Source organism: Vibrio sp. 10N.286.45.E10 (genome assembly GCF_002874195.2).
In the GTDB taxonomy this organism is placed as follows: domain Bacteria; phylum Pseudomonadota; class Gammaproteobacteria; order Enterobacterales; family Vibrionaceae; genus Vibrio; species Vibrio crassostreae.
Genome location: NZ_MCWD02000002.1, coordinates 370,523 through 388,328, shown reverse-complemented (window position 1 = coordinate 388,328; position 17,806 = coordinate 370,523). Strand labels below are relative to the sequence as shown.

Annotated in this window: 16 protein-coding genes; 9 read left to right on the top strand and 7 right to left on the bottom strand. The window is 45.3% G+C overall.

Translation table 11 applies throughout. The features are described from left to right. Positions 1-109 precede the first annotated feature (109 nt). Positions 110-658 (top strand): carboxymuconolactone decarboxylase family protein, encoded by a 549-nt coding sequence (locus BCU34_RS14920; protein ID WP_102432001.1) that lies wholly within the window; start codon positions 110-112, stop codon positions 656-658. A 94-nt stretch (positions 659-752) separates the two neighbouring features. Here the strand turns inward: BCU34_RS14920 and BCU34_RS14915 are convergent, their stop codons facing one another. From BCU34_RS14915 to BCU34_RS14900, 4 genes are all read right to left on the bottom strand, one after another. Next, a complete protein-coding gene (locus BCU34_RS14915) occupies positions 753-1,928 on the bottom strand; it encodes a MalY/PatB family protein (RefSeq protein ID WP_102432002.1) in 1,176 nt (391 codons plus the stop codon). Positions 1,929-1,940: 12 nt separating this feature from the next. Then, on the bottom strand, positions 1,941-3,404 hold the full coding sequence (gene nhaC, locus BCU34_RS14910) for a Na+/H+ antiporter NhaC (protein ID WP_102479530.1): 1,464 nt from the start codon (positions 3,402-3,404) through the stop codon (positions 1,941-1,943). 145 nt (positions 3,405-3,549) lie between these two features. After that, positions 3,550-4,554 (bottom strand): LacI family DNA-binding transcriptional regulator, encoded by a 1,005-nt coding sequence (locus BCU34_RS14905; protein WP_048663973.1) that lies wholly within the window; start codon positions 4,552-4,554, stop codon positions 3,550-3,552. A 119-nt stretch (positions 4,555-4,673) separates the two neighbouring features. Then, a complete protein-coding gene (locus tag BCU34_RS14900; RefSeq protein ID WP_102478526.1) occupies positions 4,674-6,101 on the bottom strand; it encodes a PLP-dependent aminotransferase family protein in 1,428 nt (475 codons plus the stop codon). Positions 6,102-6,225: 124 nt separating this feature from the next. Here BCU34_RS14900 and BCU34_RS14895 point away from each other — a divergent pair, with 124 nt between their 5' ends. Next, on the top strand, positions 6,226-7,125 hold the full coding sequence (locus tag BCU34_RS14895; RefSeq protein WP_102478527.1) for a DMT family transporter: 900 nt from the start codon (positions 6,226-6,228) through the stop codon (positions 7,123-7,125). 104 nt (positions 7,126-7,229) lie between these two features. Here BCU34_RS14895 and BCU34_RS14890 read toward each other — a convergent pair whose 3' ends face one another. After that, a complete protein-coding gene (locus BCU34_RS14890) occupies positions 7,230-7,655 on the bottom strand; it encodes a DUF3010 family protein (RefSeq protein ID WP_017069797.1) in 426 nt (141 codons plus the stop codon). Between the two features lie 260 nt (positions 7,656-7,915). On the opposite strand from BCU34_RS14890, the gene BCU34_RS14885 reads away from it, so the two are divergent. Continuing rightward, the gene (locus BCU34_RS14885) at positions 7,916-9,553 is read left to right on the top strand and encodes a methyl-accepting chemotaxis protein (protein ID WP_055319080.1); all 1,638 of its coding nucleotides are present in this window, start codon (positions 7,916-7,918) and stop codon (positions 9,551-9,553) included. A gap of 152 nt (positions 9,554-9,705) precedes the next feature. On the opposite strand, the gene BCU34_RS14880 is transcribed toward BCU34_RS14885, so the two are convergent. Further along, a complete protein-coding gene (locus BCU34_RS14880) occupies positions 9,706-10,053 on the bottom strand; it encodes a DUF3316 domain-containing protein (RefSeq protein ID WP_102478528.1) in 348 nt (115 codons plus the stop codon). A gap of 262 nt (positions 10,054-10,315) precedes the next feature. On the opposite strand from BCU34_RS14880, the gene BCU34_RS14875 reads away from it, so the two are divergent. Continuing rightward, the gene (locus BCU34_RS14875; RefSeq protein WP_048669431.1) at positions 10,316-11,185 is read left to right on the top strand and encodes a LysR family transcriptional regulator; all 870 of its coding nucleotides are present in this window, start codon (positions 10,316-10,318) and stop codon (positions 11,183-11,185) included. Positions 11,186-11,301: 116 nt separating this feature from the next. On the opposite strand, the gene BCU34_RS14870 is transcribed toward BCU34_RS14875, so the two are convergent. Further along, complete coding sequence (locus BCU34_RS14870; RefSeq protein WP_102478529.1) at positions 11,302-12,963, bottom strand: methyl-accepting chemotaxis protein; 1,662 nt, start codon at positions 12,961-12,963, stop codon at positions 11,302-11,304. Between the two features lie 275 nt (positions 12,964-13,238). On the opposite strand from BCU34_RS14870, the gene BCU34_RS14865 reads away from it, so the two are divergent. The 5 genes from BCU34_RS14865 (at position 13,239) to dgcA (ending at position 17,803) form a co-directional block, all read left to right on the top strand. Next, a complete protein-coding gene (locus BCU34_RS14865; RefSeq protein ID WP_102478530.1) occupies positions 13,239-13,751 on the top strand; it encodes an RNA methyltransferase in 513 nt (170 codons plus the stop codon). Positions 13,752-13,838: 87 nt separating this feature from the next. Then, complete coding sequence (locus BCU34_RS14860) at positions 13,839-14,675, top strand: SGNH/GDSL hydrolase family protein (protein WP_102478531.1); 837 nt, start codon at positions 13,839-13,841, stop codon at positions 14,673-14,675. A 94-nt stretch (positions 14,676-14,769) separates the two neighbouring features. Further along, positions 14,770-15,660: a LysR family transcriptional regulator gene (locus BCU34_RS14855; RefSeq protein WP_102478532.1), complete on the top strand. Its 891-nt coding sequence runs from the start codon at positions 14,770-14,772 to the stop codon at positions 15,658-15,660. Between the two features lie 91 nt (positions 15,661-15,751). Beyond that, a complete protein-coding gene (gene dgcN, locus BCU34_RS14850; RefSeq protein WP_102478533.1) occupies positions 15,752-16,759 on the top strand; it encodes an N-acetyltransferase DgcN in 1,008 nt (335 codons plus the stop codon). Positions 16,760-16,816: 57 nt separating this feature from the next. Continuing rightward, positions 16,817-17,803, top strand: coding sequence for an N-acetyl-D-Glu racemase DgcA (gene dgcA / locus BCU34_RS14845; RefSeq protein ID WP_102478534.1), 987 nt, complete (start codon positions 16,817-16,819; stop codon positions 17,801-17,803). Positions 17,804-17,806: the final 3 nt, after the last annotated feature.

Here is a 17,806-nt window from a genome sequence, read left to right as displayed (position 1 = left end):
GAACGATCGTTCTAATTTGTTCTATATTGTTTTCACACTAACGGAGAACAGTAATTAATTGCTCCGTAATTGAATAACTTTAAAATCATAAATTGATAGGGATAAAACAATGAGCAACTTCAAAATTCACTCAATAGAATCAGCACCCGCGCAGAGCAAACCTATTCTTGAAGGCGCTAAAAAACAGATGGGGCGAGTTCCAGGCTTGTTTGGTGTGTTGGCTGAATCCCCAAACACGCTTAAAGCTTACACTCAGCTTCATCAGGCGTTTAGTGACTCATCTTTCGATGCTGAAGAGCTAACGGTGGTTTGGCAAACCATCAACGTTGAACACGAGTGTCACTACTGTGTTCCTGCACACACTGGCATTGCACACTCAATGAAGGTTGATCCTGCGATCACTGAAGCACTGCGTAATCGCACCGCAATGCCAACTGAGAAGTTGCAAGCACTGCACGACTTCACGCTCAGCATGGTTCGTAATCGTGGCAATGTGTCTGAAAGTGAAATGGCAGCATTCTTTGAGGCGGGTTACGGCCAACAGCAAGTGTTAGAAGTGATTCTTGGCCTGTCTCAGAAAGTGATCAGTAACTATGTAAACCGTGTTGCTGAAACGCCGGTAGACAAAGTGTTCGAACAGTTTGCTTGGCAAGGCTAATTTACCTTTAAATAAGTAAATAGTAAGAATGATGAAAGCCCCGCTCAGTTGAGTGGGGCTTTGTTGTTTGGCGTGGGTGACGTTTTCTAGTTGCTTACTTATCTACAGCTAATGCTACTTTTAGTCGTACCAAAGCGTCTGCTAATACTTCTGCAGGGCACCCTAGATTCAATCGAATAAATCCTGAACCTTCCTCGCCAAAGGCACAACCCATACTCGGTACAATACCGGCTGCAATGAGTTTGCGCTCAAGCTCTGCATCGCTTAGTTTCATTGCACGGCAATCTAGCCATGCAAGATACGTCGCTTCGGGTTTAGTGAAACGAATATGAGGCAACTCTGTCTTTAGGAATCCGCTCAGCGTTTCTATGTTGTCTTGCAGATACTGTTTTAAGTCCGCTAACCAAGCTTGACACTCTTGATATGCAGTGGTCGCTGCGGACATTGATAGATTGTTGAAGCAATCCATGCCATGAGCATCCAAACGTCGAACAAACTGCTCCTTCAATTCTGCATTTGGAATGATAAAGTTCGAAATTCTTAATGATGATAAGCCAAAAGTTTTACTGGCCGCAGTTGCCACAATAAGTTTGTCGGTTAGCGAACTTGGTAGTTTCAATGTTGAATGGAATATGTTGGATGTTAGCGCTAGGTCGCTCCAAATCTCATCACTGATCAGCCATACATCGTGTTTTTGGCAAAGCTCGGCAACTTGCAGGATCTCTTGTTCGCTCCATACTCTGCCTGTTGGGTTGTGTGGGTTGCAGAAAATCAACGCCTTTGCACCACTGGCAAAGCAGTCTTCCAAATGTGCGAAATCAAGCTGGTAACGACCTTCTGATACTATCAATGGGTTGTTCAACACCTTACGATCATTTAGTTCGATGATCTTACGGAATGAACCGTAGCCCGGGCTTTGAATTACGATTTGGTCATTCACTTGTGTGAGCATTTGCAGCGCCATAGCAATACCGGGCAAAACGCCGTGCACCGTTGTAATCCATTCTCGTTTGATTTCTGTTTGATGTTGGTTTCTAAACCAATCGATCGCGGCTTGGTAGTAGTCGTCTTGACGTTCTGAGTAACCAAAAATACCATGAGAAATATCTTGAGCTAAGCGATCTAATACTTGTTGAGGCGCTTGGAAATCATAGTCAGAAACCCACATTGGCAGTAAGTTGGTACTTTCTAAGCCAAGCTTCTGCTCCATAAAGTCCCACTTTACCGACCCTGTATTTCTGCGGTTAATTGTATTGTCGAAAGAATTCATAGGATGTGAGCCTTACTTAGTGCTGTGAGCCAGAGAAGTTTCTACGGAGTCTTCTGATTGTTCAGGCTTTGTGTGTGCAATACCAAACCCAGTGAAACCATAAATCAGAGCGAAAACGATACCGGTGTAACATTGGATTGCCCAAGGTAGGTAATCTAGCGTTGCAACACCGAGCGTGCTTGCCATGTAAATACCTGCCGCAGTCCAAGGAACCAGTGGTTCGATGATTGTGCCTGCGTCTTCAATGGTTCTAGATAGGTTTTTAGTGTCTAGCCCCATTTTACGGTAAGCGTTCTGAAACAGTTCACCAGGGATAAGAAGTGCTAATTTACCGTCAGAGGTCGTGAATACTACTGTGATGGTTGCAATCACTGTTGATGCGATAAGTTGTCCTGTTGAGTGAATCATATGCAAGAAACGACCTAGTACCACATTCAAAGCGCCGGTTAGGCTTAAAACACCTGCAAAAGAGAACGCACAGAAAACCAGTAGGATGGTGCTCATCATTGAGAACAAACCACCACGGTTTAGCAGTTTAGACACATCAGGAATTAGTCCATCAATCGCTGTACCTTTCGCTTCAAACAGAGCGACATTGAAGCCGTCGACATAAGCTTGGAAACCTTGTTGTAGAGAGAAACCTTGTAGAACCATACCTAATACAATCGCAAGAGCAGACGCACCTAACATCAGTGGCAGAACAGGCTTTTTGGTGAGTGCGCCCCACAGAATCATCACTGGTGGGATGATCAAAAGGATATTGAAGTCGTATAGGCTATCCAGTCCCGCAAGAATTTGAGTGACCTTTTCTGGTTCACCTACGTTCGCGATATCTGCACTTTGTCCAGCAAAGAAGAAGACAACTGATGCAATCACAAACCCAGGCAGCGTTGTGTAAAGCATGTGCTGAATGTGTTCGTACAATGTGGTGCCTGAAACGACAGGCGCAAAGTTAGTTGAGTCTGAAAGAGGGGAGATCTTGTCGCCAAAATATGCGCCAGAAACAACAGCACCCGCGGCAGCTGCCAATGATACATCTAGACCGGCCGCAACGCCCATCAGTGCAACACCAACCGTGCCCGCAGATCCCCAAGAAGTACCAGTACATACAGAGACAACAGCAGTAACGAAAAAGGCAGCGATAAGTATGTATTCAGCGCTGATGACTTTAAGCCCCCAGTAAACCATATAAGGGATCGTGCCACTGATCATCCAGCTTGCGATAAGACCGCCCACCGAAACCAATATCAAGATAACAGGCATCGCTTTTGCAAGTTTCTCAACAATCGCGTTGATGATGTCATCCCAGTTGTAGCCCATCTTCCAAGCAATGCATGCGGTGAAAGTCGCAGAAATGAGTAGCAGAACTTCAATGCGAAGTCCTAAAACACCGTATCCAATAGCAAGTAGCGCAAACATAACGGCGATGGGCGCTAATGCTAATCCGAACGATGGTAGAGGCTTTGAGTTATTAATATTTGTTGTCCTCAGGTGAATGTAGGGTTTGTTCGGAATGGATAATAAGCGTGCTCTGAAATCGAAAGTGCGACTTCAATGCTGTTTTCATGTAAGCGGTTACATGAGGTGTATACATGAGATTTTGGTCACATTTCGTCTCATTTTAGTGCTTGATTGACTTAACCGTCTGCCTTTCAACCAGTGTCGCTTCGAATTTATGTTGCTTAGGAGGGGCGTATCCTGCGGCTTTAAGTTTTATGGCAAGGTTAGCCGCATAAGTCGACATCTCGTCGATAGGGTTGTGCATGGTGGTTAACCGAGGGTAAAGATAGCGAGCGAGCAAAACATCATCAAAGCCGATCACAGAAATATCGTTGGGAACCGAGATGCCTTGATCTTGCAAGCTCGTCATTAAGCCTGCAGCCATTACATCATTGAAGGTGACGGCGGCTGTGACCTCGGGGCATTGGTTTACTAAGATGTCACCCGCCGCTTCACCACCTGATTCACTAAAGTTTTGGTTGATGATCCAATTAGGCTGTATTTCGATATTGGCCGCTTTCATCGCTTCTTGGTAGCCCTGTAAACGGTCTGTTCGGTCTTGGATTGGAAGGTCGCTCGAGACATAGGCGATTTTTCGATGACCCAGCTCGATGAGGTGCTGTACTGATATTTGAGATCCGAGTTTATTATCTACCCATACAGAGCGATTTGATATTTGAGCAATCGTGCGGTTGAGTAAAACCATTGCAGGTAATTGAGCGGAGTAACGCAGTAACGTGGTGTCATCGAGCATCTTTGAATGAATGACCATTGCTTCACAACCTTGGCTGATAAGAAAGTCGAGGCCTTCTTTTTCTCGCTGAGCATTGTGTCCGCCACTTACCACGACCAATTGGTAACCATTGGTTCTAGCCACTTCTTCGACACTCTTCGCGACCAGAGCAAAAAATGGATCGGCAAGGTTGCCAGTCAGTAATCCAAGCGTATTGCTGCTTCTACTTGCCAAGGCTGTTGCGCGAGCATCTTTGTGGTAATTGAGCTCTTTTACTGCACGTTCTACGCGCTCTAGCGTGATAGGTTCAACGTAGCAGGTTCGGTTTAATACACGAGAAACCGTTGCTGTTGAAACCCCTGCAAGTGCTGCTACATCTTTTATTGTTGCCACGTTTAATTCTGCTAAGCATAGAAAGGCTGCGAGTGTAGCGAATCTCTAATATTTAATATGTTAATAAGGTCAAAGCTATTAACTCTTGATTGAGAATATTAGTCGAATACTGAAAATATCTAACGTACGTGCTTAGCTATTATCTTCGCCAGCGTCACAATCCCTTCTTTCCACTCTTTGCTCTCCTCAATGTTAGCGACAGTGAAGCGCAAGCAGTGTTTGTATTGGTCATTGGTCCCAAACACTGTACCGGGTAAAATCCCCAACTTATGCTTTAAGCAGTCTTGATAGACGGCATAGCTGTCGACCGACTCAGGCAGTGTTATCCAGTTGAGAAATGAGCCTTCCGGCTTTGATAGGTGGTAGTGTCCGACAAGGTGCGGGTAACTATCAAGAGCTTGAATTAACAAGCTTTGGAACTGTTTTTGATTGGTTTGATAGAGCCGTTTCATTTTGGATAAATGACTGCGATATTTACCGGTAGTGAGGAATTGACCCACCGCGGATTGCATGAGGTTTGAGCTGCCCATGTTGTCACATAAAAGGTACTTTTCGACCAAGGGCTGATAGCGCCCCGACAGTAACCAGCCGATTCGTAAGCGTGAGTCTAAGGTTTTAGACAATGAGTTGACGTAGATGACTCTATCTTGATCATCCAGTTCTTTGAGGCTCGCGATTGGTGTGTCGAATGCCAAGCTACCGAACACATCGTCTTCGATAATCGGTAAGGATCCGGTGATCTCCAGTAATGCTTTTCGATTCGCCAATGGCATCCGTGAACCGGTTGGATTGGTAAAGTTTGGCGTTAGCAGTAAGGTTTTCACTTCCCATTTGCCCAGCGCACTTTGTAGTGATGGGATATCAATACCGTGGCTAACGCTGCTGGGAATTTCAAGGGCTTGTAAGCCAAGCGACTCAAGTAAAAGTAGATTGCCGAAGTAACATGGCGACTCGACCGCCACGATGTCCCCCGGCTTGGTGAGCGCACGTAAAGCTAAACTGATCGCCTGTTGAGCTCCATGAGTAATCGCAATCTCTTTCGATCCCGCAGGCACACCAAGATCATGAGTGATCTTTAACAATTGCTTTACTAATTGCTCGTCTCCAGGAGGCAGTTGGTAATAACCGGGAAGCTGAGTTTGCAAACGACTGTGGCGACCGATCTCGGCGTACAAGCTACGAATCGCAGGGTTGTTGATATTGGGGTGTGCTGAGCCTGCCAATAGTTTTAGACGACCTTTTGGACGAGAGAGTACCGATTTGGTGACAGATAATAGATCAACTTTTTGAGGTTGGCTTGATGCATCCCAGCTAGTGGTGTTGGGTGCTTTCACGCGATAACCCGACTTGGGAACCGAATAAACCCAGCCTGTCGCTTCCAGTTCTTGGTAGGCACGAATAACGGTATTTTTGCTCACGCCAAGTTGTTCGCTTAATTGGCGAATTGAGGGAAGGCGATCGTCTGGATGAAAGAGTCCTTTATCAATTTGAGCCTTAATATGTTGTTCGGTAGCAAGGTATTTATTGCCGCTGAGTTCTGCTTCCACGTTTTTCTCCCTCGTTGCTCACTCTCAATCTGTAACCATTTAAAGTGTTATATCTGTATCTTTATTAGTTATCTGTACCCAACTAAGGTAACAGCATTGATGAAGAGTTGACCAGAGGTTTGTAATGCTGATTAAAATGATTCCGTTCGTGTTTGTAATATTGTGGTCGTCAGGCTTTGTTGGCGCTCGTCTTGGCGTGGAATACGCGGAACCCGCAACATTACTTTCACTGAGGATGGTAGCCAACGTAGCGCTGTTCTTAGTTTTGATTGCAATCCTTAAGCGTCGTATCCCTCGTGGTCGTGCATTCTTCCATGCTTGTGTGGTTGGCATCTTGATTCATGGTTTCTACCTTGGTGGCACTTATCTGGCAATTGATATGGGTATGCCTGCCGGGTTGAGTTCTCTACTTGTTGGCTTACAACCGATTCTCACCGCATTAATTATGATCAGCTGTACTTCGCAGCGTTTTAATTTTGCACAGTGGTTGGGATTAGCGCTTGGTTTTGCGGGTATTAGTTTGGTGTTGATGGGCAATATTGAATGGCAGTCAGACGACCAAAAAGGCTTGGCAACGTTATTGTGTTTGGTTTCTTTGGTTGGTATTACCTGCGGGACTCTGTATCAGAAGCGCTTCTGTCAGGGCACTGATATGGTCGGCGGTGCGATGGTGCAATATTTGGCTTCTGCAGCGTTGTTTCTGCCGTTCGCAATGCGTTACGAAACTATGCAAGTGAACTGGACGGTAGAATTCACGCTAACCCTTGCTTGGTTAGTGATTGTTCTATCATGTATCGCCATCTTATTGTTGCTTTACATGGTAGAGCACGGTGCATCTTCAAGTGTTGCATCGGTGTTTTACTTGGTGCCACCGACGACAGCAATCCAAGCGTGGCTTATTTTCGGTGAGTCGTTCGACATCTATGGCGCGATGGGCTTTGCCTTGTCTGCTGCGGCGGTTTATTTGGTGGTGAGGAAGCCAGAATGGATTAAGGCTCGCAGGCGAACAGTGTTAGAGCGGTAGTGTGTATATCATAATTAACTCCACTTAACGTCAGTAACTAGAAACAAAAAAGAGCCTGAATATTCAGGCTCTTTCTGTATCAAATATTGGCTAGCGACTTTTGATTAGCGCTTCATCAAGCAAGCATATGCCGTAGTAAACGGTGCTTCTTGGTATTGCTTAAGGCCAGTTTCTTTGAATTTCATCATTAGAGGGTTGCGCTTGAGGCTCTCTTTGATGTCAGCAGGTGATACAACGGTTACGTCTAGGCCGTCGATCAGTTGAATTGCTGCTTCTAGTTTGAAACCAAAGCCACCGCCAGCAAATTTGCCTTTAGTTTGGCGTTGACGAATTACAACTTTATCTACTTGGTAATCTTCCATTAACTTTGCAAAAGAGAATTGAAAGTCTTTCATATTCTGTGTGTCGTTTGCGTCGCTAATTGAAACTTTAGAAACTCGGCAATCAGGAATGTTAAATACACCATCTGATAGAGAAAGAAGACAGATGACTGCATCGTTACCTTTGATTTCAACACCACAAATTTTCATGTTCTTACCTACTTATTTTAGAGCCCTACATTATGGTGTTATTTCTCACACTTCTCCAGTATTTGCGCGTACTCAGCGGCAAATAAGTCTAAATCAGAGCATACTTTAATGTTTGAGAGTTAACCTCTGGTTGAATAATCACCACTAAAGTTAACGACATCGTTTGCTATGAGATAGGGCTCACAAATCCTTAGTGAGATTGCATATGTGTGCTGTATATTGCGCGCGCATCCCTATTTGAAGTGTGGTTATTAATCCCAATGAATATCAATAATCTTTCGATTAAGAGTAAAATCGCGATCCCGCTGTTGGTGATTGTGATTGTTTTTTCTACCGTTACTGTACTCAACGTTATCAGATCAAATGCTCAAGCTGCGATTAATAACGAGCTCAATAATGTGGTTCAGCCTGTGCTAGATAACCTAGAAGATGGCTACCGAGATATCTACCAAATTATCGCTTCGGCACAAGGTTTGTTGCTTGCTAAAGACCAAGCGGCGATTGAGTACCAAAAGTTTGAATTTAAAGACAACGCTTACAAAGCGGTTCCTCGTTTTCAAAGTGTCGAAACCTTGTATCAAGCGGGCGTGTTGGATCCATCTTCACGTGGTGAGTTATCAAAGCTTGTGAACGCGATGAGTAACTGGGTGGCGCTGCATGAGCCAATGTTTGCAGACCCTGCGAACGCGCATCAATACAATATTGATTACTCACCTGCATTAGATGCCGAGTTTGCGACTATTCGTAAGCAACTGCGTGATATCAGAACCTTGATTGAACTGAAGCAGAAAGAGCTTCGCCAGCAAGCCGATGACTCTATTGAATCAAGTAAGTTGATCATCGAAGTCGGTATGGCCGTTGCTGTATTCGCTGCAATCTTCGCGATGTGGTTGTCGAACCGTTTCATTATTCAACCCATTCAGAACGTTGAGAAAGCGATGAATGAAATCGCTTCGGGTGACGGTAATCTGTCTCAACGAATGAAGGTCGAAGGTAATGATGAGATTGCTCGTTTAAGCTCTGCTTTCAATCAGTTTGTTGGCAAGATCCACGTCACGGTCGAACAAGTTATTTTCACATCGAATGCGGTACGCGCTGAGATGGAAAACATCAAATCGTTAACCCAGAGTGTTGCTGAGTTCTCTTCAAATCAGCAGCGAGAAAGTGAAGTAGTCGCGGCGGCGGTTCATGAGATGCAAGCAACCAGTGAAGTGGTCAGTGGCAATGCATTAGATGCAGCAACCGCAAGTAACGTGGCGAACCATGAAGTGGAATCGGCAGATACCACGCTTGGCTTGACCGTGACTTCGATTGAACGCCTTGCGCAAGATATTGAGAACGCGGGTGGTGTAGTTCAAGAACTGGACACAGATGTGAAGAACATCGCCTCAATCCTTGGTGTGATCAAAGGTATTGCAGAACAAACTAACCTATTGGCATTAAATGCTGCGATTGAAGCAGCACGTGCCGGTGAACAAGGTCGTGGCTTTGCGGTTGTAGCTGATGAAGTTCGTGCGCTTGCAAGTAAAACTCAAGACAGCACTGGCGAAATTCAATCAATGATTGAACGCTTAGAAGTTGGTGCGAAACACGCGGTTGGTGTAATGACTGAAAGTAAAGTGAGTGGCGAGAAAACCATTGTTCAGGCAGGAACAGCGGCATCTTCATTGAGTGAGATTCGCAACTCAATCGGAAAGATGAACGACATGAACACACAAATCGCAACGGCGGCTTCGCAACAGTCTCAAGTGTCTGAAGAAGTGAATAAGAATGTTCAACGCATCGCTGAAAGCACAATGCAAATGGTTGAAATGGCGAGCAGCGCAGAAAATGCATGTATGGCATTGGCAGAACAGTGTGAGGCGCTAGATAGCCTAGTGTCTCAGTTTGAAGTTTAATTTTCAAAGTAGACAGACGAATATGAGCTGATACTGGTTGTTCGTTTGAATTCCATTAATCAGCGCTGAAGGTCAAAAAAGCCCATGCTCAATGAGTACGGGCTTTCTTTTAGATACTAGGTCGGTTTTGAGACCTAATTAATCGTTAGGTATTAGCTGCTGAGACCGTCTTTGTATGTGTAACGGTAGTCAACTTTTACGTTCGCTTGGTAATGAACATCGCCGCTCATGTTAGTGATTTTTTTCACTTCCATGTTCGCGTCATCAATCTTGAACGAATCGTATTTGGTTGTTTGTTGGAACTGTGGCAGTTCTCTTGAAAGCTCAAAAGGTGTTTTTGCGCTTAACTCATCCATAAGGTTAGTTCCTGCATCGTATGCTTCCGCTTCAGTAACAAATGTATCAGATTTTAGCGTTGTTTCTTGAATCGTTGTTTTGGTTGCTGCGAACGCTGTTGTGCTGAGTACAAGAGTTGATGCAAGTATGATTAATTTTTTCATAGGAGTACCTTACTGTGTTGAAGTACCTGTGTTCCGGTACAGAACCAACATATCAATGAAGTGGTAGGAGGAGTGTCAGGGGAAAATACGATTTTGTTAGTGTTCGGTAAGGAGTTTTGAGAAATGTCAGGTATCGGTTGGCGTTATTTTAATCAGTTGTGGCTGGCGAAGATTTATGCGCAAAGCATATCAAGCAAGGTGACACTGATATCTATCTTCAATACACTGTATGGGTAACCAAAATTCAGCATAAGGTAAAGGCATGGCCAATTGGGAAGGGGTAATTGAGTTTGTTGCAGTGGCAGAGCGTGAAAGCTTTACTGGTGCGGCGCAGAAACTCGCTACGTCGGTGGCTCAAATCAGTCGTAGGGTCGCAAACCTCGAAGAACGACTCGCAGTGAAACTGCTCAATCGAACGACCCGAAAGGTGTCTCTAACAGAGGCTGGGCAACTCTATTATCAGCAGTGTAAGTTGCTGGTCGAGGGCTTAGAAATTGCTGAGCTTGCGGTCACGCAGATGCAATCCACACCAAAAGGCTTACTGAAAGTCACCGCGCCTGTGACTTATGGTGAGCGCCAACTTGCTCCGATACTTCATCAATTCTTAAATCTTCACCCACAAGTAGAACTTGAGTTGATGCTGACTAATCAAAAGCTCGACCTAATCGACTCGGGTGTTGATGTAGCGATTCGTCTTGGTCGCTTAGAAGACTCAAGTCTTGTGGCGAAGAAGCTCTCTCAACGCCAACTCTATGTATGTGCCAGCCCTGAATATATTGAACGTTATGGGGAACCGCATACATTATCTGAATTAAATAATCATCAATGCTTAGTTGGTGGATTTGAACACTGGCGCTTTAAAGAAAATGGTCGCCCTCGTTCGGTTCGTGTTAACGGACGCATTAAGTGCAACAGTGGTTTAGCGTTATTAGATGCTGCGAAGCAGAGCATTGGCTTGGTGCAGTTACCTGAATACTACGTGAGTGAAGATCTAGACTCTGGAGAGTTAGTCGAAGTGCTTTCCGATTACCGAGACGACAAAGAAGGGATCTGGGCGTTGTACCCTCAGAACCGTAATCTATCTTCAAAGGTTCGCCTGCTGGTGGATTTCCTGTCTGAGCAATTGGATTAGTTTATGATCTAAAGCCACCAACGATAAAAAAACGGGCTTCAGAATAGATATTCTGAAGCCCGTTTACTTTTAATGATGATAGCTTTGAACGTTGAGTAGCGTTCACTTACTCGACATTAGACAGTGAAGCGATCCACTAAATGATACAGCTCATTTGCACGACTGTTGAGGTTTTGGCTACCGGTGCGGTTTTGATTTGCTAGTGCCGCCGATTGTGAGCTTTGGTCTGAAATCACTACAATGCGTTGAGATATCTCTTGGCCGACAATATTCTGCTGTTCTGTTGCCGTAGCAATAAGCGAGTTCATGTCCATGATGGTATCTATCGATTCTTGGATCTTCGCCAGTGCAGCGGCGGCAGCGTTTGCTTCTTCCACGGTTTGAGCACTGCGATTTTGGCTTGAGTCCATCGCTTTTACAGCGGCGTCTGAAGCGGCTTTTAGTTGCTCAATCATCTTATGAATATCGCCCGTGCTCTCTTGAGTTCGGCTTGCCAGTTTACGTACCTCATCAGCTACCACTGCAAAACCACGACCTTGTTCACCTGCACGCGCAGCTTCAATCGCGGCATTCAATGCAAGTAGGTTAGTTTGCTCGGCAATATCTTGGATAACTGCCAGTGAAGAGGAGATGTTCTGCACATCGCCTTCTAATCGTGATACTACGGTGTTGGCTTCTGAAACTTCGCTCGCTAGGCCTGCAACCGAATCTGCAGCTGCGTTTACGATCTGTTGTGCTTCTTTGGCGTTGCCCTCTGCAAGTTTAGCGGAATCAGCGGCTTGGCTTGCGTTGCTAGAGATTTCTTGCGCCGTTGTGGTCATCTCAGTCATCGCCGTTGCAACTTGTTCTGTCTCTTCACGTTGGCCTGTAGCAATTTCGTCGACCTGAGCGGCGCGAGAAGACATGCTAGATGTCTCGGCTACGACTTGCTGACCGACATCACTGACGCTGCGAATGATGGTTTGCAGGCTGGCAACAAAGGCATTGAAGTTTTCACTGAGCTTAGTGAACTCGGGCGCTTTGAAGGTTTCCATTCGGGCGGTTAAGTCGGCTTCACCACTTGCGAATGCGCTGATTGAACGGTCAAACTGCTCAAGTGGCTTCATAATGGTGCGGTTCACAGCAACAGCAAACGCTGCGACAACAAGGGCAATCAATCCGCAGAAAATAGCGATGGCAGTCAGTGAGCTTTGCAGCGCAGCGTTCGAGCTCTTTTTCATTTCTGCAATGACAGCATCAATGTCGTCAGTATAAAAACCGGTACCAAGCATCAAATCCCATTGTGGGATGAATATTGAATAGCTGAGTTTTGGTAGGGCTTCAGATTGACCAAGTTTAGGAAAGTAGTAGGTGGTGAATTCGCCAAGCTTTGAGTTCTTGATGAGGTCACGAATCAGGTAATTGCCTTTGTTGTCTTGCAGGTCGTAGTAGTTTTTCCCAATGCCATCCGTATTTTGTCCGACTACCACTCTCACACCTTTAGAGTCGTAACCAAAGATGTAACCAGATTCGCCATACTCGAGTGTTCTTAAGGTTGGCAAGGCCTCTTCTAATGTTGCACCTCTTTCCAAGAACGGGCTGATAGAAGATTGAGCCATTTGCAGATACGCTTTGAGTTCCTTTTCTTTCATCGCCATCATATTGCTACGCGTCGATTCTACTTGTTGTGCGGTTAGCTCAGTGCTCTTCATATACGTCACACTCATCATCCCGATTGCCATCAGTAGCAGTGGAATGAAAGAGAGGATATAAAGGCGGTTTTTGATGGTTAGGGTCATGTCACGCTTCCTGTGTGATTGTCTCATGCAATTTTCAACACATTATTAATGTGGTTTCAAAATGTAAATGGGCTTGTTGTTTAATTGTTACCCTAGAGTGTTTTTGTTTTATAAATATGATGACGGTTAAGTTTTTAAGGTGAGAAGCCTTGCAATTAGAGGCTTAAGAGCGAAAAAGTGAGTTTGTATCGATGCTTTTGAAATCGACGCTGCTTTGTTAGAATGCGACGCTTTGTAGCACCCTGCTATGTCTATTCGTTAAGTGAGAAAGATTCATGAACAAAAGCCATGTGACTATTGGTTTAACTAACCCAAAGAGCCCGACAAACGTTGGTGCTGTTATGCGCGCGGCTGGTTGTTACCAAGTCGACGAAGTTAAATACACAGGGCAACGCTACGAAAAAGCCGCGAAATTTCACACCGATACCAAGAGTGCTGCGCGTACCATCCCGTTAACCGGTGTTGAGTCGTTTTTAGACAATCTTGATCCAGATACAAAGATCGTTTGTGTAGAACTAGCAGAAGGAGCAACACCACTGCCGCGTTTTAAACATCCAGAAAATGCTATCTATATCTTCGGCCCTGAAGACGGTTCGATTTCTCAAAATGTTGCTGACAGAGCGGATCACGTGGTGTACGTTCCAACGGTGGGTTGCATGAACTTAGCCGCAACAGTGAATGTGCTACTTTACGATCGTCTTGCTAAATCTGATGAAATGGATGAGAGCAACGAGCTGATTAAGAAAAGCCGTGATAACCGTAATCACCTGCTAATCAAAGAAAAGTAAATCTCTACTTCTAGTGTTATCTATCCCGTACGCAATCGGATATTATCTTGAGTTCATCATCAGATAATTGAAGGGTTAGATAACACCATGGAAGACAAGCAATTACTTGCCGCGCTACAACAATACCCTGTTCTCGATCTCTATCAGTTATTCCAAGAAGTTGGTCAAAATCGCTCTCTGTACGTATTGTTAGAGAGGCTATCTTCCCTTAAAGAACATCATCAATTGAGCACTCGTCTCAGCCCTTTTAAGCCTCACATCGAAGGGTTACTGGCTCAATTCGATAGCACCACACCTGACAGTGAAATCCTCAAGGCAGTTGCTCTTCAGTCAGAGATTCAGCAACGAGGCCACAGCATGAGCCGTTACATCATGACATCAGATAATCATCGTCATTTTTCTCCAAGTGCAGACTTAGTCTTGTTTGGTGACTCGATCACTGAATGGGCTCCGTGGGCGGATATTTTCCGTGATGTTTCTATGGTCAATCGCGGCTTAGCGGGGGATACCACAACCGGCATGTTACGCCGCATTGATACCACGTTAAACGTGAAGCCAAAGCTGGTGTGTTTTATGGCAGGGATAAACGATTTAGCGCAAGGTTACGATGTCGAACATATCTACCAGAACTACGTTGATATGCTTAAGGTGTGGCAAGAAAACGATATTCGAATATTGGTGCAATCAACGCTTTATGTAGGGTCTAAACTGCAAAGCTTGAACCCCTCGGTGGAACAGCTCAATCGCAAAATAAGCGAGTACTGCACTCAACAAGGTATTGCGTTCTTAGATGTGAATTCAGTATTGTCACCTAACAAGCTTCTGTCGAATGAGCACTCATGTGATGACTTGCATTTGAATGCTAAAGCTTACCCAGCTTGGGCTGAGGTTCTTCAACCTGCGATAGCTGAGTTACTAAAATAAACCCATCTAGATAGCTAAGTTGATAGATAGACAGTTTAGTTAATACAACAGAATCCAAGCCCTAAACCTGTTCGGTGAACCAAAGGACATCAATTTGAACCTGAGACAACTGGAAGTCTTTTACGCCATTATGCAGACCGGAACCGTATCTGGAGCTGCACGCAGCTTGCATGTGTCCCAGCCTAATGTGACGCGTATTTTGGCGCACACTGAGCAGCAGTTGGGGTTTGGCTTGTTCGAGCGTGTCAAAGGGCGATTGGTGCCAACGGTTGAAGCGAAAACCTTGTTACCGGAAGCGGAGAAGGTCTACCAACAACTGGGTCAATTTCGTTCTTTGACTAATAAAGTGAAGCAAGGCCATCAGCATCTACGTATTGGTGCGCCGCCGATATTGGCGACCAAATTGCTGACTCCGGTAATAGCCCAAATGTCTCGTGAACAAGAGCTCTCTTTTGAGTTGTTGACTGCTAACCGTGATGAACTTTGTGCTGGGCTATTAAAGCATGAGCTCGATATTGCTATCGCGTTTGGCGATGAAGCACCGCCGGCGATATTAAGTGAAACACTCTTAACTGAATCACTCAAGGTTCTGGTTCCATCCCACACTGTTGAACAGTTACCGACTGAATTAACCCTTGATGACCTGATCAAGTATCCCTTACCAATCATCGGGCTTGATAGCCGCGATCCATTAGGCCTCCTATTACATCAAAGCCTTATTGCGCGAGATGAGCATTATCACCATCCGATATCGGTACGTGGATACAGCGCGGCGGCGGAACTGGTTAAGCACCAAGCGGGGTTTGCGATTGTGGATCCGTGGACGGCAGAGCAATATCAAAATGACGATGCAGTCTGTGTGTTGCCACTTCAACCAGACATCCAATTTTCGGTCTCGATGCTTTGCGCAGAGCACACCCCTCAGTCGATTTCCGTTAAGCAATTGATTACTTCATTGAAGAGCCATACTCAGCCTATAACTTAAGGTTATAGGCTCGCCATAAATAGGTATTCGGCAGCTTCTAAGTTCTTAATTAAAGTAAATCCATACAAGGACTTATTAATTAGGAATGCTCATGTCTATCGCTCAACCTTACCTTCTTTTTCTTGGGGATGTTACTGACCCACTGGCCGCAAAAACAGCTCGTGGTATTCATCAGTGGCGACCAGAAATCTGCCTTGGCCAGTTACGTTTAACAGAACAGACAGTTTCTCTTGGTTTGATGGATCTGACTTTGCAACAGGCACAAGCGCAGGGTGCGAAAACGCTAGTGATTGGCACTGCAAACCCGGGTGGCGTTATTCCTGAGTCATGGCAACCAACCATACTGGCAGCTGCAGAAATGGGATTTGAGATTGCATCCGGCATGCACCAGCGCTTGAGTGAATTCTCACCGCTTGCTGACATGCAACAGCGAGGATTGACTAAGCTTCATGATGTACGCCATTTTGATGGTGATCTAAACGTTGGTAACGGTAAACCTCGTCAAGGAAAACGCCTTCTTACGGTCGGAACCGACTGCTCGGTAGGCAAGATGTTTTCTGCACTGGCGATTGAAAAATCGCTTAAAGAAGCGGGAATATCTGCTCAGTTTAAAGCGACAGGACAGACTGGCATCTTGATTGAAGGCTGCGGGATTTCGATTGATGCTGTGGTTGCGGATTTCATTTCTGGAGCGGTTGAAGCTATCAGCCCTGAATTTACCGACCACGAATGGGACATCATTGAAGGGCAGGGCTCTTTGTTTAATCCGTCTTTTGCAGGCGTGAGTTTGGGTTTGTTGCATGGCGCACAAGCTGATGCTTTGGTGTTATGTCATGAAGTAGGGCGACCACATATCCGCAACCTACCGCACGCAAAATTACCAACGATAGAACAAACGATTGACGCTAATTTGCAAGCGGCGCGACTGACTAATCCAGATGTGAAACTGGTGGGTATCTGCCTGAACACATCGGCGATTAGCATTGAAGAGGCAGAGGCATTGTGCCAAGAATGGACCACACTTTATCAAGTACCAGTGACGGATCCGGTGCGATTTGGTGTACAACATATTACTGATCATTTGCGACATTCACTTTAACGATTTCATCATTTCTACGTTTCCATTTGTTAAAGCGAACATCAACCGAGTGAAATTATGAAGATTACTGCAGAACCTATTACTATCGCGATGCAAACGCCTTTTCGCATCTCTCGAGGCAGCCGAACAGAGTGTCATGTTGTTCGCGTTTACATTGAGCATAATGGCAAACAAGCGCAAGGCGAGTGCACACCTTACCCGCGTTATGGTGAGTCATCCGAGTCTGTGTTGGCGCAAATTCAACAAGCTGCTAGCTCTCTTGAAATGGCCTTTGAACGTGGTATGACCGATCCTGAAGAGTTACGAGACCATCTTCAGTCTTCATTGACTGGAGGAGCTGCGCGTAACGCTATCGATTGTGCGCTTTGGGATTATCAAGCGCAGCAGAACGAACAGATCTTTCCAAACAACTTGTTCGAGTTACCAACGCAGATTGTTACTGCTATGACAGTCTCGATTGGCACACCAGAAGCGATGGCAATACAAGCTCGAGATTATGTGGCGAATGGTGCGAAACTTCTAAAAGTGAAGCTTGATGGTGAGCAAGTAGTAGATCGTGTACGCGCTGTCCGAGAAGCTGCTCCCGAAGTGAAAATTGTACTGGATGCTAATGAAGCTTGGACTGGATTGAATCTCGAAGAGCTGTTTAATCAGCTGACTGAGTTTGATATCGCGATGATCGAGCAACCTTTACCACAACAGCATGATGCCTCACTGGCACACATCAAGCATCCAATTCCACTGTGTGCTGATGAAAGCTGCCATACCAGTTCCCAACTGTCTTCGTTGTTGGGCAAGTATGAAATGGTCAACATCAAGCTTGATAAAACCGGTGGTTTGACAGAAGCATTAGCACTTGCCGAAGAAGCGCAAAGGCTCGGATTTACTCTGATGTCGGGCTGTATGCTTGGTACCTCACTGGCCATGCGTGCAGCTCTGCCGATCGCAGTGCAATCTGAAATTGTCGATCTCGACGGCCCTGTATTACTTGGTCAAGACGTGTCGCCAGCGCTGACTTATCGAGATGGGATGATCATTCTTTAAGGT

What these genes read in the sequence shown, in the direction of transcription:
- BCU34_RS14920 (WP_102432001.1), top strand. Translation starts at nt 110, where the DNA reads ATGAGCAACTTCAAAATTCACTCAATAGAATCAGCACCCGCGCAGAGC.
- BCU34_RS14915 (WP_102432002.1), bottom strand. Translation starts at nt 1,928, where the DNA reads ATGAATTCTTTCGACAATACAATTAACCGCAGAAATACAGGGTCGGTA.
- BCU34_RS14895 (WP_102478527.1), top strand. Translation starts at nt 6,226, where the DNA reads ATGCTGATTAAAATGATTCCGTTCGTGTTTGTAATATTGTGGTCGTCA.
- BCU34_RS14890 (WP_017069797.1), bottom strand. Translation starts at nt 7,655, where the DNA reads ATGAAAATTTGTGGTGTTGAAATCAAAGGTAACGATGCAGTCATCTGT.
- BCU34_RS14885 (WP_055319080.1), top strand. Translation starts at nt 7,916, where the DNA reads ATGAATATCAATAATCTTTCGATTAAGAGTAAAATCGCGATCCCGCTG.
- BCU34_RS14880 (WP_102478528.1), bottom strand. Translation starts at nt 10,053, where the DNA reads ATGAAAAAATTAATCATACTTGCATCAACTCTTGTACTCAGCACAACA.
- BCU34_RS14875 (WP_048669431.1), top strand. Translation starts at nt 10,316, where the DNA reads ATGGCCAATTGGGAAGGGGTAATTGAGTTTGTTGCAGTGGCAGAGCGT.
- BCU34_RS14870 (WP_102478529.1), bottom strand. Translation starts at nt 12,963, where the DNA reads ATGACCCTAACCATCAAAAACCGCCTTTATATCCTCTCTTTCATTCCA.
- BCU34_RS14865 (WP_102478530.1), top strand. Translation starts at nt 13,239, where the DNA reads ATGAACAAAAGCCATGTGACTATTGGTTTAACTAACCCAAAGAGCCCG.
- BCU34_RS14860 (WP_102478531.1), top strand. Translation starts at nt 13,839, where the DNA reads ATGGAAGACAAGCAATTACTTGCCGCGCTACAACAATACCCTGTTCTC.
- dgcN (WP_102478533.1), top strand. Translation starts at nt 15,752, where the DNA reads ATGTCTATCGCTCAACCTTACCTTCTTTTTCTTGGGGATGTTACTGAC.
- dgcA (WP_102478534.1), top strand. Translation starts at nt 16,817, where the DNA reads ATGAAGATTACTGCAGAACCTATTACTATCGCGATGCAAACGCCTTTT.